The 22599-nt window shown below is 34.3% G+C and carries 19 protein-coding genes, 1 tRNA gene and 4 pseudogenes; 14 read left to right on the forward strand and 10 right to left on the reverse strand.

The features are described 5' to 3' along the window. Positions 1-45: 45 nt before the first annotated feature. Entirely contained in the window at positions 46-174 is a 129-nt protein-coding gene (gene ykgO, locus ABLO99_RS02535; protein ID WP_349967106.1) for a type B 50S ribosomal protein L36, read from the reverse strand. A gap of 69 nt (positions 175-243) precedes the next feature. Further along, positions 244-1062, reverse strand: a complete 819-nt coding sequence (locus tag ABLO99_RS02540; RefSeq protein ID WP_349967104.1) for a pyruvate, water dikinase regulatory protein — start codon at positions 1060-1062, stop codon at positions 244-246. A 126-nt stretch (positions 1063-1188) separates the two neighbouring features. On the opposite strand from ABLO99_RS02540, the gene ccmC reads away from it, so the two are divergent. The 4 genes and pseudogenes from ccmC (at position 1189) to ABLO99_RS02560 (ending at position 6197) form a co-directional block, all read left to right on the forward strand. Beyond that, on the forward strand, positions 1189-1899 hold the full coding sequence (gene ccmC / locus ABLO99_RS02545; RefSeq protein ID WP_349968431.1) for a heme ABC transporter permease CcmC: 711 nt from the start codon (positions 1189-1191) through the stop codon (positions 1897-1899). Between the two features lie 726 nt (positions 1900-2625). After that, positions 2626-3869, forward strand: a pseudogene (locus ABLO99_RS02550) (IS110 family transposase); the annotation flags it as partial. A gap of 43 nt (positions 3870-3912) precedes the next feature. Then, positions 3913-4900 (forward strand): annotated as a pseudogene (locus ABLO99_RS02555) (IS110 family transposase). Between the two features lie 349 nt (positions 4901-5249). Next, complete coding sequence (locus ABLO99_RS02560; protein ID WP_349967103.1) at positions 5250-6197, forward strand: IS110 family transposase; 948 nt, start codon at positions 5250-5252, stop codon at positions 6195-6197. Between the two features lie 1053 nt (positions 6198-7250). Here the strand turns inward: ABLO99_RS02560 and ABLO99_RS02565 are convergent. The 4 genes from ABLO99_RS02565 to trmD all read right to left on the reverse strand — a co-directional run bounded on the left by ABLO99_RS02565 (position 7251) and on the right by trmD (position 10589). Beyond that, on the reverse strand, positions 7251-8048 hold the full coding sequence (locus ABLO99_RS02565) for a phosphoribosylformylglycinamidine synthase subunit PurQ (protein WP_047759548.1): 798 nt from the start codon (positions 8046-8048) through the stop codon (positions 7251-7253). Further along, positions 8045-9295 (reverse strand): phosphate ABC transporter permease PstA, encoded by a 1251-nt coding sequence (gene pstA / locus ABLO99_RS02570; protein WP_047759547.1) that lies wholly within the window; start codon positions 9293-9295, stop codon positions 8045-8047. The genes ABLO99_RS02565 and pstA overlap by 4 nt, the downstream gene beginning before the upstream one ends. 221 nt (positions 9296-9516) lie before the next feature. Further along, entirely contained in the window at positions 9517-9894 is a 378-nt protein-coding gene (gene rplS, locus ABLO99_RS02575; RefSeq protein ID WP_047759546.1) for a 50S ribosomal protein L19, read from the reverse strand. After that, positions 9891-10589 (reverse strand): tRNA (guanosine(37)-N1)-methyltransferase TrmD, encoded by a 699-nt coding sequence (trmD, locus tag ABLO99_RS02580; protein WP_349968129.1) that lies wholly within the window; start codon positions 10587-10589, stop codon positions 9891-9893. The genes rplS and trmD overlap by 4 nt, the downstream gene beginning before the upstream one ends. Positions 10590-10654: 65 nt before the next feature. Between trmD and purC the strand changes: the two genes are divergently transcribed. After that, complete coding sequence (gene purC, locus ABLO99_RS02585) at positions 10655-11377, forward strand: phosphoribosylaminoimidazolesuccinocarboxamide synthase (protein ID WP_047759544.1); 723 nt, start codon at positions 10655-10657, stop codon at positions 11375-11377. On the opposite strand, the gene purM is transcribed toward purC, so the two are convergent. Next, positions 11374-12411: a phosphoribosylformylglycinamidine cyclo-ligase gene (gene purM / locus ABLO99_RS02590; protein WP_349968130.1), complete on the reverse strand. Its 1038-nt coding sequence runs from the start codon at positions 12409-12411 to the stop codon at positions 11374-11376. The two genes, purC and purM, sit on opposite strands and share 4 nt — an antisense overlap. Positions 12412-12548: 137 nt before the next feature. On the opposite strand from purM, the gene ABLO99_RS02595 reads away from it, so the two are divergent. The 5 genes and pseudogenes from ABLO99_RS02595 to ABLO99_RS02615 all read left to right on the forward strand — a co-directional run bounded on the left by ABLO99_RS02595 (position 12549) and on the right by ABLO99_RS02615 (position 14810). After that, complete coding sequence (locus tag ABLO99_RS02595) at positions 12549-12824, forward strand: hypothetical protein (RefSeq protein WP_047759543.1); 276 nt, start codon at positions 12549-12551, stop codon at positions 12822-12824. Between the two features lie 14 nt (positions 12825-12838). Then, positions 12839-13174 carry a histidine phosphotransferase family protein gene (locus ABLO99_RS02600; protein ID WP_238580455.1) on the forward strand — a complete coding sequence of 112 codons (336 nt, stop codon included), beginning with the start codon at positions 12839-12841 and terminating at the stop codon, positions 13172-13174. 191 nt (positions 13175-13365) lie between these two features. Further along, positions 13366-14060, forward strand: a pseudogene (locus tag ABLO99_RS02605) (IS5 family transposase). Next, positions 14047-14297: pseudogene (locus tag ABLO99_RS02610) on the forward strand (transposase); the annotation flags it as partial. The pseudogenes ABLO99_RS02605 and ABLO99_RS02610, both read left to right, overlap by 14 nt. 261 nt (positions 14298-14558) lie before the next feature. Then, a complete protein-coding gene (locus ABLO99_RS02615; protein WP_238580427.1) occupies positions 14559-14810 on the forward strand; it encodes an integrase core domain-containing protein in 252 nt (83 codons plus the stop codon). Between the two features lie 541 nt (positions 14811-15351). Here ABLO99_RS02615 and ABLO99_RS02625 read toward each other — a convergent pair. The 3 genes from ABLO99_RS02625 to ABLO99_RS02635 form a co-directional block, all read right to left on the reverse strand. Then, positions 15352-15519: a hypothetical protein gene (locus ABLO99_RS02625; protein WP_349968132.1), complete on the reverse strand. Its 168-nt coding sequence runs from the start codon at positions 15517-15519 to the stop codon at positions 15352-15354. A 66-nt stretch (positions 15520-15585) separates the two neighbouring features. Beyond that, positions 15586-15720 (reverse strand): hypothetical protein, encoded by a 135-nt coding sequence (locus ABLO99_RS02630; RefSeq protein ID WP_349968133.1) that lies wholly within the window; start codon positions 15718-15720, stop codon positions 15586-15588. A 323-nt stretch (positions 15721-16043) separates the two neighbouring features. Beyond that, entirely contained in the window at positions 16044-17486 is a 1443-nt protein-coding gene (locus tag ABLO99_RS02635; RefSeq protein ID WP_349968135.1) for a replicative DNA helicase, read from the reverse strand. A gap of 103 nt (positions 17487-17589) precedes the next feature. Here ABLO99_RS02635 and ABLO99_RS02640 point away from each other — a divergent pair. From ABLO99_RS02640 to ABLO99_RS02655, 4 genes are all read left to right on the forward strand, one after another. Continuing rightward, positions 17590-17672, forward strand: a tRNA-Leu gene (locus ABLO99_RS02640). Between the two features lie 22 nt (positions 17673-17694). Then, positions 17695-18312, forward strand: a complete 618-nt coding sequence (locus tag ABLO99_RS02645) for an RDD family protein (protein WP_349968137.1) — start codon at positions 17695-17697, stop codon at positions 18310-18312. Between the two features lie 135 nt (positions 18313-18447). After that, positions 18448-21099: a lipase family protein gene (locus tag ABLO99_RS02650; RefSeq protein WP_349968138.1), complete on the forward strand. Its 2652-nt coding sequence runs from the start codon at positions 18448-18450 to the stop codon at positions 21097-21099. Between the two features lie 116 nt (positions 21100-21215). After that, on the forward strand, positions 21216-22541 hold the full coding sequence (locus ABLO99_RS02655; RefSeq protein ID WP_349968140.1) for a dihydroorotase: 1326 nt from the start codon (positions 21216-21218) through the stop codon (positions 22539-22541). The last annotated feature ends 58 nt before the right edge of the window (positions 22542-22599 follow it).

A 22599-nucleotide genomic window follows, 5' to 3' on the forward strand; every position in this document is an offset into this window, starting at 1 on the left:
TACAACCACCATGTTTCCATATGATATGAGAAGGTGAATAAAAAGCTAAGAACCTTGACGCGCTTTACATCTTGGATTTACCTTATTTATAACGTAAATCTTACCATCCCTTTTTACAACTTTACAATTTTTATCTCTATTGCGATAAGATTTTAGCGACGCTTTAACTTTCATATCTATATTAAGAACTAAATTACCCTATATTATGATTATTTATAGAGAGTTAGTCAATTGGTAAATTTTTCACATTTTATTAAAATATTGTATAATTGTTGCTGATACTTCTTCAATCGACTTTTGCGTGACATCAATAATTGGCCAGTTATTTTGCTTAAAGAACTCCTCTGCTTCTTTAATTTCCTTTTCTACTTTTCTAGGGTCAGCGTATATATTATTATCTTTGTTATTAATTGAAGTAAGTCTATTTTTGCGTATTTCTACTAGTCTACTTGGGTTTATTGTTACTCCTATCGCCAGCTTATTTTTTAATTTTGCCAAATCGACATAAAAGGGTACTTCACTAATAAAAGGAACATTTACAACCTTGTAGCCTCGATAAGCTAAATACATACTAGTGGGAGATTTTGATGTGCGTGAAACTCCAATCAAAATTATATCTGCTTCATAAATATCTTGAATATTTTGTCCATCATCATGATTAATCGTGTAATTTATTGTGTCAATGCGCTGAAAATATTCGTTGTTTATCTCAGTATGCAAGTCAAGCTTTTCGTCTTTTTCAATTTCAAGATAGGATGAAATTTCTTTAATAATATGTGATAATATTGCTCTGTAGGGAATTTTCAGCTTTATACAGTTATCTTTTAGATATTTTCTTAGCTCATCATCAGTAATAGTGCATATAACAAAATTATGCTCATCATTTTTCCTATTAATTTCCTCCAGAATTTTGTCAATCTGCTCTTCTCCTTTTACGAAAGACCAAACATATTCGATCGTTTCTACAGAACGAAAGTGCTTCAGGGCTGATTTTGCAACTGATATAACAGTTTCACCACTTGAATCTGATACTAAGTGTAGATTAAGCTTTTTAAGGGTCATATGGCAAATAGGCAACCTGCTCTGAAATTATGCTAATTTATTAACCTACGTAAATATAGAAAAACTATCTTGTTGATAAAAGTCAAACTAATTGGTAAATTCTTAACACAATTATCCTCAAAACAAATGTTTTTATTAAAACCTACAAATTTCTCTTCTTTCTCTAAAAAAGCACTACCTTGGCTTGGGGTTATTTGTTTCGCATGTTTTTTAATTGGAATGTTTTTGGCGTTATTTTTTTCCCCAGAGGATTATAAACAAGGAAAAATTGTACGAATTATGTACATTCATGTGCCTTCTGCATGGCTTGCTCTTGGAATATATGGACTTATTGTATCACTCAGTTTCATTTCGTTGGTGTGGAACAATAGCATTGCTAGTATCTTGGCACATGCTGCTGCTCCTGCAGGGACAGTCTTTTCGGCAATATGTTTAATCACAGGCAGCATTTGGGGAAAAGGAACTTGGGGCACTTGGTGGGTATGGGATGCAAGGCTTACTTCAATGCTGATTTTATTTTTCCTATATGTTGGCTACCTTTCATTGTGGAGCGCTTTTGACAATAAAGCAAGGGCAGAAAAATCAGCAGCAGTATTTGCCATTTTTAGTGCTATAAATATTCCCATAGTAAAATTTTCTGTGAATTTATGGTCTACTCTTCATCAGCCAGCAAGTATTCTAAGAAGAGGTGGAGTAGCAATAGAAAGTTCTTTACTGTTGCCACTCATTGTAATGTTTATGTTTTATGCCACATTTTTTTTAGTAGTGTGGATACTGTACTCACTTTACTTAATTAATTTGTACAAAATAAAAAGAGAAATCAGTATGCGGTATTAGATAGTCTTGCAATTCTATAGAAGAATATGCTAGAGAAAATTAAGCAAAATACCTTTGGTCATTTCAGATACCCATAGGCGTCAAGTTAAGAGTACGCCCAATATAGCAACCATTTAAGGTTTATTTATTATATTTATTTTTTAAGAAATCTTGATCTAAAATAAGATAATTTTTTTTAAAGAGTCTATAAATTACTAATTTTATTGTTTAATGTCTAAAATAATTTTTACCGCTTCCCTTCTTGTATCTTGTAAAAAGCATCTAATGTTTTAAGCTTAAGCATTAGGTGGAGGAGGGAAGAACTCTGTTTCTCCTCTTAGATATAAAATCTGTAAGAAAGATAAGAGTTCCCTCCTCAAAAGTATAGGCTGGACGGTATCGTAGAAAGACCTAAATGGCTCTAATTCTGTATCCACAAGGTTAGCATCGGACAGATATAAAACCTGTCAAACCAGAAAGAAACTCCTATTTTCTACTTTTTTGAATATAATTTTACGGAGAAGCGCTTCTGCAGTTATAGCCGAGTAGGCAATGGTGCCTTAGTGCCCGTAGGTTAGCATGGTTTTGGAAGGAAAATCACTGATGGAGTCTTTGAGACTACCTCGATTAGAAGAGCGTATAATTCAACCGTTCCAAGCTGAAGTGCTTTTCAATTATTATATGATGGAGGTTAGAAATGGCAAAAACAAAAAGTAAATTAGAGGTCTGATGCGGCAGGAATAGATATCTGTGCATTATGTATGTGTACCAGAAGGAAGAGATAAACAGAATATACAAAAATTCTGCTGCTTCACAGAAGATCTTTATAACTTAGCAAAGTGGTTAAAGAGGTGCAAAGTTACTACAATAGCCATGGAATCAACAGGAGTGTATTGGATCCCCTTGTTTCAAGTACTTGAATCATATGGATTTGAAGTAAAATTAGTAAACGCAAAATATGTTAAGAATGTGCCTGGAAGAAAATCTGATGATTGCCAGTGGTTACAACAACTGCATAGCTATGGACTGCATTTAGACCAGATAATCAAATTTGTGTATTACGCAGCTACGCTAGACAACGAGATAACCTAATAAAAAGTGCAGCAGCACACATTCAACGTATGCAAAAAGCGTTAATTCAAATGAGCATTCAATTGCATAAGGTGATAAGCGATATAACAGGAGTTACTGGCATGCAAATTATTAAAGCAATACTTGAGGGTGAAAGAAATCCAGAAAAATTAGCTGAATTAAGAGATGGACGAATAAAAAATGATAAATCTACCATTGCAAAAGCATTAACTATAGAGAGGAACACCTGTTTACACTAAAACAAGAGTTTGAGCTATACAATATTTATCAGGAAAAAATAGCAGAATGTGATAGAAGTATTGAAGGATATTATAAAACATTTGAGACAAAGTCAGGTGGGAACAAGCTATGTAATAAAATAAAGCGTAAGTCTACAAAACATAGGCCAAATTTTGCTATACACGAAGAACTGCATAGAATTACAGGTAGGGAAAAGTTCCAGGACTTGATGTAGTAACCATACAAACAATAATTTCAGAAACTGGCATAAACCCTAATAGATGGCGGACAGAAAAACACTTTTCATCGTGGTTAGCCCTGCCAATAAAATTACAGGAGAAAAAGTGTTTAGCACAAGAACGCGTAAAGTCATTAATCGTGCTGCAAATGCATTTCGAATAGCTGCTCACTGTGTATCAAGAAGCAACAGCGGAATAGGTGCGTACTGTAGAAGAATAAAGAGACGACTAGGTGCACCAAAAGCAATCACGGCTACCGCAAGAAAACTAGCATGCATTTTTTATAGTATGCTAAAGTATGGGTAAGAATATGTTGAAAAAGGAATGAACTATTATGAAACACGTTACAAAGAGAGAGTTAAAAAAAACTTGATCAAAAAAGCACAGGAATTTGGCTACATCTTAGTTCAAAAAGATGAACTGGTTGAGGGAGTTTCTTAGAAGGCTTACTTTTCGTTTTAAATGGTAACGTATGGGGTTATATATGATCAACAACTTTCTTGGAATTGATGTATCAAAAGATCGCTTTGATGTTTTTCTTTCATTCATAAGTAAAAAAGAAAAGCGTGAAACTAGGAAAAGGAGCTTTAAGAACGATGATCTTGGGTTTCAAGGTCTGCTGAGTTTTCTACAAAAGCATAATGTGGAAGAAGTAAAGGCATGCATGTGGTTGTTATAGCGAAGCTTTGGCTGAATTTCTGCACAATGCTGGACATTTTGTTAGTGTTGTAAATCCTTATTGTATTAAATCTTATACAAGGAGTAAGCTCGTAAGACAAAAGAATGATCAGACTGATGCAGAAATTATTGCTGATTATTGCCAAAGACAGGAACCAACTCGTTGGACACCACCTTCTTCTGAAATGAAAAAATTAAAACATCTTTATCGTTGCTCAGTTGCGTTAAAAGAATTAGTAAATAACCACCTAGAAAAAAAAGAGAGACTGCCTAAAGAAGTTGCAAATGCTTGGGAGGATCTTGCAACGAATATAGTTAAAAAAATAGAAATAATAAAAAACTCCATACGCAAACTATTAAAGCAGCACAAAGAATTGTTGGAAAATTTTCAGCTTCTATTGACTATTCCAGGAATAGGAGAGGAATCAGCAATAGCTATTTTAGCTGAAATCCCTGACATAAAAGCTTTTAGAGATGCCAGGCAATTGGCAGCATATACAGGAGTTATACCGAAAAATATAACATCAGGTTCATCTGTACATTCTAAACCAAGATTAAGTAAATCAGGTTACAAACATTACGTAAGGCCCTTTTCTTTCCTGCCATAGTAGCCAAGAATCACAATCCTATCATTGTGAGTTTTTGCCAAAGACTAAAGAAGAAGGGTAAGCATAATATGGCAATTGTGGGAGCGTAAGCTACTCCATATCATTTTCGGTATCCTGACATCCAAAAGTGCTTTTGATCCAAATCATATCAAGAATTACAGAACTAGGATGTTGACTGTAGTTTAAAATCAAAAAATGCTTCCAATCCATTCAACATATTCACTAACTGTAATCTGTGTACTGTTACACAATCAGAAGTATTTTTTGATTTTATGATACAGCTTGAGTAATTTTTTTGTTGACTAGCAAGACGGTTGTAAGTTGGAAATATGATATAAAAGAAGCAAGAAGGAAGGTAGCTCTATAAAAAAATATAGTTATCAAAGGCTTGAGCGACCGTAAGACGGTAGTATTACACATACGTAGATATCAAGGTACTCAAGCCTATCCTTCGAGACGTTTGAATAGTTGTTTGGGACATACATATGCACCCGTTTACAATCTTAAATTTTAACTTAAACTCTCGAGGTTCTTTATGGTTATATCTTATCAAAATTTTATTGGCATTGATATCGGAAAACTTGAATTTGTCATTGCAGTGAATGAACAAAAAAGTGTTATCAAGTTTGACAATAGTTGTTCTGGCTGGAAACAATTTTACCAAAAATTTTCAAATATCTTACCCAATTCCATGATAATTTTAGAAGCTACAGGAGGCTATGAGCTTGGCTTATTGTATTTTCTTATTGACAGAAACATTGCTGTGCATCGTGCTAATACTCGTCAAGTTAAAAACTTCATTCTATCTCATGGAACTTTGGCAAAGACTGACAATCTGGATGCAAAAGCGCTTGCCCAATATGGTGTTGAGCGTTGTGGACGTCTGCAGCTATTTACACCTATCTCAAAAGAACAAACCACCTTATTTACACTTTGTCAGCGTCGTGATGATATTACGAAAATGCTTGTTCAAGAAAAAAATAGGCTTAAAACTCCTGGAAATGATTACATTAAGGAAAGTTGTCAACAAACTATTGAATTCCTCAATAATCAGGTAGAAAAGCTTGATCAAGCTATACAAAAAATAGTCAATGAAAACCCTGAACTGAACCGATACCAGAAGATTCTTGAAACAGTTCCTGGAATAGGTAGAAAAACCTCTCAATGTTTATTGTGCCTTATACCGGAACTTGGTTCCTTAAACAAAAGGCAAGTTGCAAGCCTTGCAGGTGTTGCACCTCATCCTAAGGAAAGTGGTAAAGCTATTGGTTACCGAAGGATTATAGGTGGAAGAAGTAACGTTCGTTCAAAGCTTTTCACAGCTGCTATGGCTGCTAGAAACTCCAAGTCAGAACTTGCTGCTTTTTATTGTAAGCTTATTGATAGTGGTAAAAGAAAGATGGTAGCACTCACTGCACTTATGCGTAAAATTATAGTCATCGCCAATGCCAGACTTAAAGAAGCAATTAATTTGCATGTTTAGAAATTTACATGGCAATAATTAAAATTAGTTAATGAATATGTGCGTCCACACACACACTAAACGCACATATTCATTGGCTTAAGCAAGGTAGTAGCTGTTTGATATAAAATTCTATTCTTATACGACAAAACGGGGTTTTATTGCCCATATGAAGTTGCAAAATTACACAAATAAAAAATTTTTAAACATAGTTGATATCTTTCTTCTAGAAATTTGTTATATTCAATTCAGTTGCTGACTTTCATTCTTTGTGGCATAAGCTGTATTTACTTGATAGATATTTACTCTATAACAGAATCACTGCTGAATCTTTTTCTCCTATGTAACAAAGCCTGCCCGTCTTGGCAACGCACTCTCTTAACTGACTCAGCAGATCCCAAGGACATTGTCTACTACAGATTTTTTCTCACAACCAAAAAGAAACGTATAATATCCCATAGACAGAGTCAAGAGAAGGAATATAGCTGGAAGCAAAAATGAAGCAAGTACATTTTGCGATCCAGGAAGGATAAACCAGACAGCAATTGCTGCTGATACAGCTAAAAATAACCCTGACATAACGAGTTTATTTTTCTTCTGTATCCGTTATCAATAACTGTATTTACGCCAATGAAAGCTACATCAACCATTGCTCACACCTCACTAAAGTAATATTAGCTTAATACTAGCATTGTTGTGATAAAAAGTCAATATTATAAATATTTTAATTAATTTCTCAAATAATCTAACTAAGTAGAAAAAAGGCAAAAGAAGCTCAGAGTAGAGAGTTTTGACTCTATAATAATAGAAATTGGCGTTGTAATAATGTGCTAACGCTTATTTTAAGCGCGATTTGGTTGAATGTAGAAAAAATAAAAAAGACATACAGCCGCTATAATTTTATGTAATCCGCCAATAAATACCCTGAGTTTTTTACTGAATTTTGTGATTGAGCCTACAGGTCAAAAACAATGGGTCATAAGTACCCTTACTGCCACGATAAGAGAAATAGCAAGGTCCGTCAAGTGGCTTTTTGCAATACCAGAATCGATTATAAATCCCTACAAATCAATTTTAACAAAAATACCTTAGTGCATTTTCAAATACAAGCATCCCATCACCATATTTTGGCACAGCAACACCTAAGCGTTTGTACTTTTCCTTTTCAAACGGCCAGTTATCTTGTTGAGTGAAAAACATTCCCCTCTCTGGGTGAGGCATTAAAGCTAGCACTCTACCACTTTTGTCTGACAAAGCTGCCAGATCATATGTAGATCCGTTTGGATTGTAAGGAAATTGTAAATTTGCATAGTCACCATCTCCATCAACGTAACGTAGTGCAAAGGAATTATTTTCAACCAATTGATTTAAAATATCTTGATCCATAAAAAACCTGCCTTCTCCATGAGCAACAGGAAGATATAGTTCATTCAGACCCTGTAGCCAAACAGAATTACTTTGTGGATTAACTTTCACTCTAACCCAACAGCATTGATAATTACCTATATCATTAGGAATTAAAGCTAGATTAGAGAATTCTGGAACTAATTTTACTAATATCTGGCAACCATTACATATTCCTATAATAAGCTTATCCTGAGATAAGAAATCTTGAAATTCGTCTAACAAGTTGTTCTTAATACGCAAAGCAAATGCATTGCCAGCACCAGTGTCATCACCGTAGGAAAAACCTCCTGGAATTGCAAGTATATTGCTTGATTTTAGTTTATCTGGATTATTTATAACCTCATTAATGTGAACAATTTTTACTTCTACATTGCTGATATCAAGTTTTCTGCTACATTCCATAAATGCAAATGCAGTTTCTTTTTCACAATTTAAGCCATAACCAGATAAAACAATAACTTTCATGAATCAAAAAACTCGAACTTTCTTTTTACAAAATTTGCTATTAAATTCAAAGCAAATAGCATTAACAACAAAGCTATAATTGCAATGGCAGCAAGTTCAATAAATGCAATTTCAGGACTACTTGACCATATATATATTTGTACAGGTAGAACAGTTGCCGGATCGAAGAAGGATGTAGGTGTATCAGCAATAAATGCTACCATACCTATCATAAGTAAAGGGGAAGACTCTCCTAAAATCCTTGCAATTGCAAGCACAGCACCATGTATTATCCTTGGTAACGCAATCGGCAAAGAGTGATCCAATATTACCTTGACGTGAGGTGCTCCAAGAGCAAAAGCTGCATCTTTTATTGCAATAGGAACGTTTGTAAAGGCATTTTTTGTCGCAATGATAATATTAGGCAGCATCATAAATGAAAGAGTCATCCCACCAACAAGCGGTGAAGAACGGGGTAGCCCAAATATGCCAAGGTAGAGAGTCAGTCCTACTACACCAAATATTATCGAAGGCACTGCAGCAAGGTTGTTCATGCTAATTTCTACAATACTAGTTATTAGCCTATTTTTAGGCATAAATTCATAAAGACAGACGCCCGACATAATTCCTATTGGTAGTGCCAATACTAAGCACACTACAATTGTCATTAATGAACCGATAAATGCCCCTAAAATCCCTGCATTCTCGGGCTCACGAGAATCAGACTTAAGAAATAGAGACTTATTAAAAAATTTTCTTACTCTCCCCTTTTCTTTCAAGCAATCAAGTAATTTAGCGTAACGATCATTCAAACATTTATTTTTATATACTGAATTGATCACACTCGATGCGGTAAACCAAATCTCATATTCACCACTATTTTTTACTCTCTTAAGAAAAAACTTCTCTAGCTCCTTGTAAGAGTTACGACTTAAAATTTCGTCACTGTCTTTAAAATCAATTCCTTCAAATACTTTATGTAAAGAATTATTGAGTAGGATAATGGACTTATATCGGAAATCACCAGGATTATTCGTTAAAGTAAGATCAGCACTTATTTCAATTGGCAATAAAATTTTCGTTACTGTTAAGGCGCTATAGGAGTTAACTAATATACTTAACAATATACATATAGGGCAGCCAAGTGAGATAACTAGTGCCGTGAAAGAGCAAAAGCGTAACATTCTGTTCTTTTTATTTTTCCTTTTTATACGAGCGTGCACACGCCTTGACTGAAGCAATTTAAGAAATTTTTTCTTTATACTCATTTATTTTTCCTGGATCCTATCGTCAAGCCCATAGATGTACAAACGTCCAGTTTAATAACCATTGATGTCATACATAGTAGCTAACACTGGAATCCAGTTATAAAAATATCTACAAATCAGACAACAGACTCTATGCTAAAAATCACATCCATGATATAGAATAAGGCAGATCCTAGTGCCATGCACTGGGATGACACAATTGACATCACTCCCTATTGTATCTACTTAGATTTCTTTTTAACATAAGTAGTACGTTCTTTGACCCTTGCAGCTTTCCCAAACAGCTTGCACAGATAATACAATTTTGCTCTACGGACCTTTCCCTTTCTTATCACTTGTACTGAAATCAATGCAGGAGAGTAAACAAAAAATTGCGATACTATACTTTCTCCATGACTTACCTTTCTAACTGAAAAAGAAGAGTGTAATCCGCGGTTTCTTTGTGAAATGCACACGCCTTCAAATATCTGTATACGTTCACTTGCACCGTCAACTACTTTAAAAGTGACCTTCAAATCATCACCAGGACGAAAGACCGGCAGCTCTTTAGTTAGTATTTGCATTTGCTGCTCATTAAATTTCTCAAGCAAATTTGTCATTTATCATCTCCATTCAACAACTCGGGTCGACGCTCCTTTGTTATAACATAAGATTGCTCCTGCCTCCAATCATTTATTTTCCTATGATTGCCAGACAATAGAACCTCAGGAACTTTATGCCCATTCCACTGCTCAGGTCTAGTATATTGAGGATATTCAAGCATACCACCACTATAACTAAAACTTTCTTCAATAACGCTATCGGAATTACTTACTACACCTGGAAGAAGCCTAACGCATGTATCAAGAACTACCATTGCAGCCAGCTCACCTCCTGAAAGTATATAATCTCCAATACTTAACTCATAAGGAGTATATACATCAATTATTCTTTGGTCAATACCTTCAAATCGACCACACAATATTGTTATATGAGGAAACTCTAATAATTCTCTGGCAATATTCTGATTAAATTTTGTGCCAGATGGAGTCATATAAATAAATCTAGTATTTTTATGAACAGAAAGCACGTTATTAACTGCATCGCCAACCACATCAGGACGCATAACCATTCCTGCTCCACCTCCATATGGAACATCATCCACAGTTGAATGTTTATCTTTTGCAAAAGAACGAATACTTATTACTTCAAGGTTCCATATTTTTTTTTCTAACGCTTTTCCGGCAAGAGAATAGTTCAAAAACCCGGGGAACATTTCTGGAAATATGGTTAACACTGTAACACTAAATGTCATTAGCAAATTTGTAGTAAACTAAGCAGCAATTTGATATTATCTTATAGTATACAGCTAAATTAATCATGTCATCGAATAAAATCATTTACGAAGGTAAAGCAAAATCCATTATAGCAACTGAAGACTCGTTAACTGTCATACAGCACTTTAAAGATGATGTTACAGCGTTCAACAAGGAAAAATATGAAATCATTGAGGGTAAAGGAATAATTAATAATCATGTTAGTGCTTTTATCATGAAAAAGCTTGAAGAAGCAGGAATTAGCACGCACTTTATAAAAACTCTAAACGAAAGAGAACAGCTAGTTAAAAAACTTAAGATAATACCTCTTGAGATAGTGGTTAGAAATATTGCAGCTGGCAGCTTTTGCAAACGTTTTAATATCAAAGAAGGTGAGGCACTTACATCTCCTATAATCGAGTTTTTTTACAAAAATGATGACCTAGCCGACCCAATGGTGAATGAAAATCACATACTGTACTTTAATTGGCTATCTAGCAAAGAAATGGATGAAGTTAAAGCTAAAACTTTAGAGATTAACAAAATTTTAGTCGACCTATTTTCAAATGCAAATATACATTTAGTTGATCTCAAATTAGAATTTGGCAGATTAATAAATGACAGTACTAAAATCATTTTAGCCGATGAAATCAGCCCTGATAACTGCAGGTTATGGGATAAAAATACTTATAAAAAGCTAGATAAAGACGTCTTTCGTTTGAATTTAGGTGACTTGAAAGAAGCATACTTAGAAGTTGCAAAAAGACTGCCAGTAAAGTTAGGTTAACTAAATACCACTCTATCAGATAGAGGATTACATGCTTCATCAAGTTTTCCAATAATTTCAATTTTTTCTCCACGCTTTTGGAAATGGCTTTCCACATCCTTAACATTTTCGGGATCTACAATCAGCACCATACCAATACCACAATTAAATGTTTTTAACATTTCTCTCTTTTCTATTTTGCCTTTTTCTTCCAGCCATAAAAATATATCTGGCCACTTCCAGGAGTTAATGTCTATGTTTGCAAATAAGTTTTTTGGAAGAATCCGCGGAATATTATCTATTAATCCGCCACCTGTGATGTGTGCAATGCCTTTTATTTTTGACACGATAGGCAACAAAGAATCAACATATATCTTTGTTGGTTCAAGTAGTATTTCACCCCAAGATTTATTATTCCATGGAGATATATCATTATAATTTATACCTAAGCTTTTGAAAATATGGCGCACCAAAGAAAATCCATTTGAATGAATTCCATTTGACTCTAAGCCGACTATATAGTCACCTTCCTTCATAGCATCACATTTTGGAAGAATTTTGCTTTTATCAACTACACCAACTACAAATCCTGCAAGGTCATAGTGATTATTACCATACATTCCAGGCATTTCCGCAGTTTCTCCACCAACCAATGCTATTTTAGCTTGCTTGCACCCCTTTGCAATGCTTTGGATCACAGATACTAAAACGTCTTTGCTCAAAACGCCTGTTGCAAAGTAATCAAGAAAAAATAAAGGCGTTGCTCCTTGTGCAAGTAAGTCATTTACACACATTGCAACTAAATCTATACCTATAGTATCATGCTTATTCACTTCTTGAGCTATTAACAATTTTGTTCCCACTCCATCAGTTGAGGAAACGAGCACTGGATGGTCGTACTTCTTACTCAGCGTAGAAAAATCAAACAATGCAGAAAATGACCCTACTTCGCTAATTACTTCTTCTCCTTTAGTCTTTTCAATAATAGGTTTAACTTTTTTTATCAGCTCATTATATAGTTTTAGATCTATTCCCGATTTAGCATAAGTACTCATAGTTCTTTTATAAATCTCACAATTATTAATACTACATTAATGCTTGGACACAAAAAACACAACGAAACTTTCTCTTAAATTGACTACTACGTGCCTACCAATATAGGGTTAACTTAAATCATTTATACTTTTATCCAATGAATAAAAACATAATGTTAATAACAGAATGCCTATCAGGACGAATTCTTCATGATCTTGCTAGTTCTATGCAAGGAATAGTGGGTGGATTGGAAGAGTTTGAAGAAAACAATCCTAATATGCTAAAAGAAATAACATCACTACTTGAAGAAAGCTCTAATGGTTTAATATATAAATATAAAGTTATGAAGCAAGCGTATTCTTCTTCATTAGATAATCGCAGCTTTGATAAGACTAAATCCAATATAGAAAATTATTTATTAAAAAAAAAGTAAAGCTTAAGTGGAAGATAAGTGAATGCCCTACAGAAGACTTAATTGAAAGAATAAATAAGATAATCTCCAATATGGTGATAACTATAGTCAGTGCAGTGGCACAAATTGAATTAGTGTCTATTTTGCTGGCTAAAACAGAAGATAAAACACTACTAACTATAAAAGTAGAAAATGAACATAGATCAATAAGCACATCATTAGTAAGCAAGTTAACAAAAAAAAATGATATTCCTTTGGACACAAAAAACATTAGTATCTATATGACTTCTTTACTGTTAGAGCATTATAACACTAAAATCAATTGTACTTGCGAAAGTAATTCGCTGAATATAGGCTTAACTATAACTTAAAATGACCTCGTATTTCATGAAAAGCACTCAATGTTGTAAGTTTGGGTGTTAAATAAAGAAAGGAAAAATTCTGTAAAATAACTTAGATATAAAATCTGTAGTTAATTTCTTTTTGAAAGCTACAGATTCTTAGAACCTGTTTAAAATCTCTAGAGGATGAGGTAAAGTAGGCATAGATTTAAGAGTGTGGTATATATATATGCAAAACAAGTGATGTAAGTCGAGAACAATTTAAAAAAATCAGACCAATACTGGAAAGCAGCAGAAAGAAAACAAGGCCAAGAAAACTTATGGTATATTTTGTGGAGTGCTGTACATTCTAAAAAGCGGTTGTCAATGGACCAAAGGATTTTCCAAAGTGGGAAAACATATACTACTATTTTCAAATCTGGAATAAAAAAATGGAGAAGAATCAAGTTTTCTGCAACTAGTCTTAAAAAAAATTAATTGAGACAAAGCAATGGTCGGAGAGAGAAAATCAGCTTTTGTATAATTGATGCACAGAGTGTAAAGAACACAGATACTGCTGAAAAGAAGGGCTATGATGCTGGCAAAAAGATTTCTGGTATAAAACCCATGTTGCAGTTGATACTCAAGACATGCAATTCATGTGACAACTGCAGAAGTAACTGACCGTAGCAGTGCTTTGATAATGGTTAAAAATGCTAAAGAAAACCTCTCAAAATATACTAGTTGATGCCGGCTACACTGGAGAAAATTTTGCAACCCAAATAAAAGATACTATTGATGCAACTGTTGAGGTGAAGCGAATTACACAGGTTTGCCGTATTGCCAAAAAGATGGGTTGTTTTTTGCTTGGTTGGAGAAGTGTAGACGGTTATGGAAAAATTGCGAGCGAAAACTCAACACCAGCCGGGAGTGTTAAATATTCTGGGCCAGTTAGGCAGCTAATTTATACTACTAATCCCATTGAGGGGCTACACAGGCAAATTAGGAAATTTCCCAAGACCAAGGGCGCATTTACCAACACAAATGCCTTGTATAAGCAGGTATATTGTGCTATAAAAAAAGTAGAGCAAAAATGGCTCTGCCTAATTGGTCTTTAACTGTATCTCAACTTGACATCTTCTTTCCTGGTAGATTGAAAATTGAGTTGAATTAAAAATTCGGTTTGACACAGTTTATTTAACACTTCCGATTCTTTAAAAAAAATTATCTTATTTTAGATCAAGATTTCTTAAAAAATAAATATAACAAATAAACCTTAAATGGTTGCTATATTGGGCGTATTCTCTTAACTTGACGCGTATGCTTCAAAAAATACTCTGGATTTCCTTGAACAGCTAAGAGAAAGAATGCCCTTTCATTGTCAAAGAATTCAAACTGATAGAGGGCAGGAATTTTTTGCTTATGAGGTGTAGGAATGTGCTTAGTAGAATGGAAAATTAAATTTCGTCCTATTAAGCCGTTTTCTCCACATTTAAATGGCAAAGTGGAAAGAGCACAGCGTACAGATTTAGATGAATTTTATAGTAGCGTTAACATCAAGGATCCTGAACTGCAAATTAAACTTAGAGGTTGGGAAGAATATTATAATAAACAACGTTCTCATAGTACTCTTCAAGGAAAAACTCCATGGCAAAGAACTAGAAAGTACAATTCCTTGTTTAAGTGAAGTGCAAAAAAATTATATCTCGTCAAAAGAGCCATTTGTCATGCAAAATTACAAGCACGATCAGAGGTTAAGATCACTTCAAAAATATAAAATCTCTTAACAGACTACCTATTTCGAGTTTAGACTTGATTTGACAAATCAGCTGTAATAACCTCTATGAATCACACACATAAAACTAGGCTCTGTGAACAAAATTTTAGAATAACCATATGAGTACTCTGATAAAATTCAAAAAACCCATAAAGACCTCAGTAGTCTTATCAAAACGAGAGAAAATGCGTTTAAAATTTTTAATTTTCCCGAAGAAGCACTCAATCAGATGCCGCTCTTTATAAATATGCTCATCATAATGTTTCTGCACTTTACGATTCCGCTTTGGTGGAATAACAACAGTGCATCCTTTACTTTCAAGACTAGCAATAAAAGCATATAGCCTTTATCGGCCACTACAGTGGAGCTAGAGACATTTTTAATCAGAATTGTGATGCCTGCGTTCCTTTGGCCTAAGGTCAGAATAAATTTGAGTGGATTTCCCAATGCGTCAACAAGTGCGTGATTTTAGTTCACCTTTACTCCGCCCTAAGACCTCTTGAGCCTGAGAATCTTTTCTATATCCAGCTGAACATGAATGAGATCTGATGATTGTTCCATCAATTATGGAGATTTCCAAATCTGGATCTTGTTGTGCATACTTAAGTAATTTTGCCAAAATTCCCTTTTCGCACCACTTTTTAAACCTCCTATGTATACTCCTGTAATTACCGTAAATTCTTGGTCATTGGCGGCCACTTTGCCACACTGCTTCCATAAATATTCTTAACTTCTCCTCATTTTTACTGTGTATTCCTTTTGTGCTCTTTAAAAATGCAAAAATTTGCTTCCAAATTTCCTTTTTTATGTGATATTTCATACGGTAACTTCTCTATATTTATGATCATTAGGTTAAATTACCGCTTTTTTATACTTCCTGCCCTCAATTAATTTGACCTGCTAACATTTTGTTCACAGAGCCTAGTGAAATTACCTCTTTCTTTTCTGTCTTAATCGATTGCTTTTTCATTAAAAATTCATTGAGGTTCTTTGATAAGCGAGTTATTTTATTCATTGTTGCTTCTCTCATTAAAAATGTATCTTGCAGAACTTATACCTTATTATTCTATCCTCTTCATTCTTATTTTTCCTTAACTTGACTCGTATGATTTGTTGAATACTTCCAGCATTTCCTAAAGACCACTAGAGACTATATCTTTCTGTATAATCTTTAAACGCACCTCTGTTAGAGTCAAAATGTAGCTTCACACTACCAATTGGTCCGTTTCTTTGTTTTGCAATAATCAGTTCTGCAATATTTCTAATTTTCTCCATTTTCTCTTGCCACTCTCGATGTTTATTACTCCCTTCATTTGGCTGTTTTCTTAATTCATAATATTCTTCTCTATAGAGGAACATTACTATATCTGCATCCTGCTCTATGCTTCCTGAATCACGTAAATCGGAAAGTTGTGGTTTCTTATCATCCCTCTGCTCAACAGAACGAGAGAGCTGCGATAGTGCGACAATGGGAATATTTAGTTCCTTTGCAATTGCTTTCAAACCTTGTGTCACTTCTGAGATTTCTTGCACTCTATTTTCACTACTCCTTTTTGTTGTTCCTCGAATTAACTGCAGATAATCGATAAAGACCACCTCTACATTATATAGTTGATAGAGAAGACGTATTCTGGTACGAAGAGCACTAATTGATAACGCAGGAGTGTCATCTATGATGAAAGGTAATTCGGATAGATCTGTACTAGCATTAATGAATTCGTGTAATTCAAAATCACTAATTCTCCCAGTCAGTGCCTTATAATAACCAATGCCTGAATCTATAGTAATCAATCTTGCAGTCAATTGCTCTGCTGACATTTCAAGTGAGAAAAACGCTACGTAGTGTTGTTTATCTGTTCTTTTTTGCAAAATCTTACAAGCATTAAGTGCGATGTTCAGCGCCAATGCTGTCTTCCCCATTGAAGGTCTTGCAGCTATAATTAACAGATCAGATTTCTGCAAACCACCAAGAAGCTGGTTTAGGTCTTGAAGTCCGGTTGTAATACCTAGCGCCTCTGGGTTATTCTTCAGCTTGCTGATCTTCTCAACCACATCTTTAATTGAACTTGTAAGCTTTATGTATGTTTTCTCACCTTGCTTTTTTACTGCTAAGTTGAACAATTTTGTCATTGCCTGCTCAATTTGTACCTGTGCAGGATTTTCAATGTCGTAGTTGTAACTATCGTCAACTATCTCCTGCCCGAGTTTGATTAAGCATCTCCTTAAATAAGTATCACGGATTATTCTGGTCAAGCTATAGATATCAAGTGCAATGCTTGCCTTTGCTGCAAGTTTTGCTAGGTACTCAACTCCACCACATTCGGCAAATGCTTTATCATTTTCAAAAAACATCTTTAGGCTTAATTCATTGGCGACTATGCCGTGTTTTCTGGTTTTAGATATCTGGGTAAAAATGCTTTGATGTAGTGGATCATAGAAATTATCTGCTGTGATTATGTCTTCAACTGCATCACAAATTCTATTATCTCGAATCATTGCACCAATGAGCATTTGCTCTGCTTCTAAATTATGTGGCAATTTACATATTTCTTCTCTTGAATCAATAAGGTTAACTAATTCATTCATTTTAAGTTTTTAGAGTAATGATTGATTATTGTAGAATATTCAATCTCGACTTAAAAGAGAAAAAAATTTGACTAATCCTGTGTTGCTTATAGCATTAAAGTAGGCCCCTGTGGTGGAATGGTAGACACGGCAGACTCAAAATCTGTTGCTTGCAAGAGCATGCTGGTTCAAGTCCGGCCAGGGGCACTCAAACATTGGAAAGTGCTTTATGTTACACAAGTTTTTTAATCGTTCATTTGCCATTCTTTCTTCTATAAATGCTATTCAAAGGGTAAAGAAAGATGAAAATGGAATATGTTACGTAACGGGACTTAGACGCTATTTGTCAGTGCTACTTGATTTAATTATCATTGTTTTATTTTTGCAATTTTGCGGTCAGGTCTTAAATCAACTCTTTATGAGCTCAGAGAGTAGTAAAATATTAGGCCAAGTTGCTGCAAAATATCAAATGCATGTGCCACTATCTGCAGAGGAAACAGCAATGCAGAGTAAAGTAATTAAGTTACTAGTTCTAAATCAGATAGTTCAATTTATTATGCTTTTTAGTTATGTGGCATATATGTGGATAAGGTTTGGTGCTACACCTGGAAAATTATTACTTGGGCTTAGAGTTGTGAGTGCACAAACTTTTGAAAAATTGACTCTCAAACAAGCAATAAAGAGGTTTTTTTCCTTTATATTGTCAACTACACCACTATTCTTAGGTTTCATATGGGCAAGCTTCGACAAAAGTTGCCAAACTTGGCATGATAAGATTGCAGGCACAGTAGTTGTAACAAGTAAAAGTCTTAGATGTATGGTCTCAGAACATAATGGAGTGGATTAAGTCTTACGTGTTACTTATATCGTTAAAAATAAGAGAATTTTAGTAATTTCACTAAATAAATTAAATACATTACTTGACTAAATACTTACCTAAGTAGTATACTTAAATTAATTAAGCTTATAGTAGGTAAGAAATATGGCGCCTCCTAATCTAGAGAATGATCTACATACTTCTTTGAGCGGATCAACTGTTGCTGAAAGTTCAATGAATTCTATTGGTAATAGTTTTGAGCATATTAATCATGAGGAAATAGGCAAAACACTTCAAGCTTTAGAATTACTTTTAAATAAAGCGAAAACTCCGCAATACAAAAATTCTCTTGGACGGTTAAAATCATTTCTTAGTAAAGTAGATAATGCTAACTCTGATCCTCTCCTTATAAATGGAATATATAAGAGTTTAATAGAATCTTTAGATAAAGAACCTGATTTAGATCATGCTGCTTTATGCGAAGTTCTAGGTTTAAATACAAAACAAGCTGAATTAGACTATGCTTCTGATCTTGCTGATCTGATAAAAAGAGAAATTGCAGGATTTGATAAAGAAAAATTGCGAAAAATGTGTACTTTTAGCAAGATTTCCTACGGTAATGTGGACAGAAAATTAAAGCAAGATGAGTACAAAACTAAAAGGCAATTTGAAGAAGAAGGTTATCAAATTATAAAATTTTACGACAATGAACTCATTGAAGACAAATATTGCTCGGATACTGATTATAAGTTAGAACAACACGATGTCGGCTATGCTTTAACTGGTAGCAATTCATATAATCGAGATGCTGGTTATATTTTTATTAAAGGCGAGGAAGTGACTATAGCTTATCATGGGACTCGCGATTTGAATGATGTGAAGGAAGATCTTCGTGCTTCTTTAGCTAAATTATCATTTTTACCTGAAGATCATTATGTCCACTCTGGTTTCTACTTCTTATTCAAACGCTCTTGGCCTAGCATACATAAAGTATTACAAGGTTATGCTAATGATCAAGGGTTAGCAATCAAAGATTTAAAAATCAATGTTACAGGTCATAGCATGGGAGGTGCTCTTGCTAGTATAGCTGCTTTATGCCTTAATAAAACAGAAAATGCCGAAGATGTTCATGTTGCAACTTTTGGCTCTCCAAGAGTTTTCTATAATGGTGCTGCTAAAGTTTACAATGATTGTCTTGGAAATAAGACTACTAGAGTAGCTTGTCAATCAGATCCAGTACCATGTTTGCCACACGGTAATGCTGGTATGCATTATAAGCATGTAGGTAAACCATTAAAACTGGAAACGGGTAAAGCTTTAGAGTATTTGGAGCCACACTATCATAAAATTGATACCTATTATAACCTTATTCAGGAAGTGCAGCAGGAGAATTTTAAATCAGACAACAATCCATCTAAGTATCTTCCTATTGCTTATATTTGTGGCATATTTTACCATGCAGTTTTGTCATATGTCGATGTGAATGATAAGGAGTTCTTTAAAAAAGTTGAGGAAGAAAATAAAGAGATTAAGCTTTCTGAAATACCCATTGAATATGCTCCAAACGTAGAAGAAAAACTTAAAAAAGGAGAAGAAGAAGTAGCTAAGCTTACTAATGAAAAAACTCAATTAGAGGGAAGGTTAAAGAATATACAACAAAGTTTGGTTGGAAAAACTAAAGAGCTAGATGATGAAAAAGAAAAATTAACACAAGAACAACAGAAGACTAATCAACTCAATGATCAAGTAGATAAACTTACTGCAGAATTTAAAGGGACAAAAGATCAGCTTGCAGAAAAGAAAGCAGAGCTGGATGAACAAACTAAAAAAGTAACCAAGCTTAATAGTACTATAAAGGAACTTAAGTCAACAAACGCTAAGCTAGAAAAGAATGTTGGTAATCTGAACAATCAGTTTGCAGAAGAAAAGAAGGCACTGGAAGATTTGAAAGTTCAATCAAAACAAAATGAGAAAGAATTCAAGAAAAAAATAGAAGAGCTGAACAGTATAAAGCAAGGTCAGGCTAGTAAAATAGCTGTTCTCACAGCAGAGATCACAGAGCTCAAGGAAGCAAAAACTGAGCTAAAAGGAAAGGCAGAATTTACAGGAAAAGAGCTGGAGGATACTCAAGCTCAACTCAAAGAGAGGGAGAAAGAGCTAGATATTGCAAAGAACAATGCTTCTCAATTAAAAGAAGAACTAAAACAAGCACAGCAAAGCTTAGTTGCAAAAACAAAGGAATTTGAAAACGCAGTTAACAAGTTGCAGAAAGGCTTGAATGAAAAAACTAGAGAAGCAGCTCAATTTGAAGAGGAAAACAGTAATTTAGCTAGTCAAACAAGGGAGCTTGAAAGGAAGAAAGAAGAGATTGGAAAGCTCGAAGCTCAGGTAACTCAACTGACTGCACAAAGTAATCAGCTGAATGATACAAGGCAAGGCTTAACTGACGAAGTAACTCAACTTAAAAATGAAAATAACGACCTGAAAACAAGGCTACAGGAATCTGAAAATAAAAGTAAAGTACTAGAGAAGAATCTAAAGAAACAATCTGAAAGCAAAGATGAAGAGCTAAATGAAAAATTCTTGAAAGCAAGAATTTATAGTAAAAAGCAAGGTATTTACGCCGCTGTTTCTTTTGTATCATCTGGAGCATTTGCTGTTGGTGCAAATCTAACAATGCTTCATTTAGCAATATGTGTTTCACTTATTATAGCTGCATCAACTTTTCTTGCAGTAGGATGTTACTGTTTTTATAAGGCAAATACAGCACTTAGTAATGTCGAGATCGAAAATAATAGTTATAGAATAGCTGCTTAGATATTAAGTTAGTAATTTAAATATTCTTTATTGCTAGTTATTATACCATCACTTTAATTTGGTTGTATTTTACTAAAAAAACTTTAGATTTATTTTGTAATCGATACTTAAATATAATGACACAATCTTGGAATTTATTGCAGACAGGGCAAAAGGAAGGCTATAAAATTGCGTATATAAATGCTCGTATTATCGACCCAGGAACTAAACTTGATATAAAAGGTTCATTGTTAACTGAAGGGGATAAAATTGTTGATTTTAGCGAATCATTACTTTCAACAAGTGGAGTTGATGAAACAATAGACTGTAAAGGGCTTGTTCTAATGCCAGGCCTTATTGACATTCACGTGCATTTTCGTGAACCAGGTCAAGAGCATAAAGAAACTATACATACGGGTAGCAAATCTGCAGCTGCAGGAGGCGTTACAACTGTAGTTTGTCAGCCAAACACTGTTCCAGCAATTGATAGTGTTGTCTTGGCTAAATATTTGAAATATAGAGCACTTGAAACTTCACATGTGAATGTTGAATTTTACGCTAAAATCACCACTTCGGAAGAAAAATTAACTAAAATGGCACTTTTAAAGGAAGTAGGTGCGGTTGGGTTCACCGATGATGGTATGCCAGTTATGAACCCAATGATTATGAGACAGGCGCTGCTTTATTCAAGTATGCTTGATGTTCCTATTGCTCAACATGCAGAAGATTTAAATTTATCTGCTGGTGGTGCAATTAATGAGGGTAAGATTTCTGAAGAATTGGGAGTGAAGGGAATCTTGAGTGCATCGGAATCGGTTATGGTAACTCGTGATATACTGCTAATGAAGGACATAGAAAATGTACACTACCATATTTTACATGTATCTTCAAAAGATTCACTTGATGCTATTAAACGTGCAAAAGATTTGGGATTAAATGTTACATGTGAAGTAACTCCTCATCACTTTACTTTAACCGAAGATATAGTAAAGCAACATGGAGCAATCGCAAAAATGAATCCGCCGCTTCGCACTGAAGAAGATCGTTTAGCTATGATTGAAGGTTTAAAAACAGGTGTGATTGATTGCATTGCAACTGATCATGCACCCCATGATCGTAGTTCTAAAGATCTACCACTTGAAAATGCTGCATTTGGTATTGTTGGCCTTGAAACAATTCTGCCCCTTTCACTTGAACTATATCACAGTGGACAAATGGGTCTACTTGATGTGCTTGCAAAATTGACATATAAGCCTGCAGATATAATACATGTGCCACGTGGTCGTATACAAAAAAACCTTGCAGCGGACTTAATTTTAGTTGATTTGAATCATGAATGGGAAATTAAAGTTGACACCTTTGCTAGTAAGTCAAAGAATTCTCCTTTCGATGGACGTAAGGTAAAAGGGTGCGTAATACGTACTGTTGTGTCTGGCAAAACTGTATATTTACAGAAGAGTTAGTTATCATATAGTTGTGCTTTGAATTTCAACCAATTGTAAAGATTTAATATAAGTGGTA

The organism is Wolbachia endosymbiont of Armadillidium arcangelii, assembly GCF_040207875.1.
GTDB lineage: Bacteria > Pseudomonadota > Alphaproteobacteria > Rickettsiales > Anaplasmataceae > Wolbachia.

What these genes read in the sequence shown, in the direction of transcription:
- ccmC (WP_349968431.1), top strand. Translation starts at nt 1,189, where the DNA reads ATGTTTTTATTAAAACCTACAAATTTCTCTTCTTTCTCTAAAAAAGCA.
- ABLO99_RS02615 (WP_238580427.1), top strand. Translation starts at nt 14,559, where the DNA reads ATGTGCTTAGTAGAATGGAAAATTAAATTTCGTCCTATTAAGCCGTTT.
- pstA (WP_047759547.1), bottom strand. Translation starts at nt 9,295, where the DNA reads ATGAGTATAAAGAAAAAATTTCTTAAATTGCTTCAGTCAAGGCGTGTG.
- trmD (WP_349968129.1), bottom strand. Translation starts at nt 10,589, where the DNA reads ATGACATTTAGTGTTACAGTGTTAACCATATTTCCAGAAATGTTCCCC.
- ABLO99_RS02595 (WP_047759543.1), top strand. Translation starts at nt 12,549, where the DNA reads ATGAATAAAAACATAATGTTAATAACAGAATGCCTATCAGGACGAATT.
- ykgO (WP_349967106.1), bottom strand. Translation starts at nt 174, where the DNA reads ATGAAAGTTAAAGCGTCGCTAAAATCTTATCGCAATAGAGATAAAAAT.
- ABLO99_RS02630 (WP_349968133.1), bottom strand. Translation starts at nt 15,720, where the DNA reads ATGAAATATCACATAAAAAAGGAAATTTGGAAGCAAATTTTTGCATTT.
- ABLO99_RS02540 (WP_349967104.1), bottom strand. Translation starts at nt 1,062, where the DNA reads ATGACCCTTAAAAAGCTTAATCTACACTTAGTATCAGATTCAAGTGGT.
- ABLO99_RS02565 (WP_047759548.1), bottom strand. Translation starts at nt 8,048, where the DNA reads ATGAAAGTTATTGTTTTATCTGGTTATGGCTTAAATTGTGAAAAAGAA.
- ABLO99_RS02650 (WP_349968138.1), top strand. Translation starts at nt 18,448, where the DNA reads ATGGCGCCTCCTAATCTAGAGAATGATCTACATACTTCTTTGAGCGGA.
- ABLO99_RS02560 (WP_349967103.1), top strand. Translation starts at nt 5,250, where the DNA reads ATGGTTATATCTTATCAAAATTTTATTGGCATTGATATCGGAAAACTT.
- purM (WP_349968130.1), bottom strand. Translation starts at nt 12,411, where the DNA reads ATGAGTACTTATGCTAAATCGGGAATAGATCTAAAACTATATAATGAG.
- ABLO99_RS02635 (WP_349968135.1), bottom strand. Translation starts at nt 17,486, where the DNA reads ATGAATGAATTAGTTAACCTTATTGATTCAAGAGAAGAAATATGTAAA.
- rplS (WP_047759546.1), bottom strand. Translation starts at nt 9,894, where the DNA reads ATGACAAATTTGCTTGAGAAATTTAATGAGCAGCAAATGCAAATACTA.
- ABLO99_RS02655 (WP_349968140.1), top strand. Translation starts at nt 21,216, where the DNA reads ATGACACAATCTTGGAATTTATTGCAGACAGGGCAAAAGGAAGGCTAT.
- ABLO99_RS02645 (WP_349968137.1), top strand. Translation starts at nt 17,695, where the DNA reads ATGTTACACAAGTTTTTTAATCGTTCATTTGCCATTCTTTCTTCTATA.
- purC (WP_047759544.1), top strand. Translation starts at nt 10,655, where the DNA reads ATGTCATCGAATAAAATCATTTACGAAGGTAAAGCAAAATCCATTATA.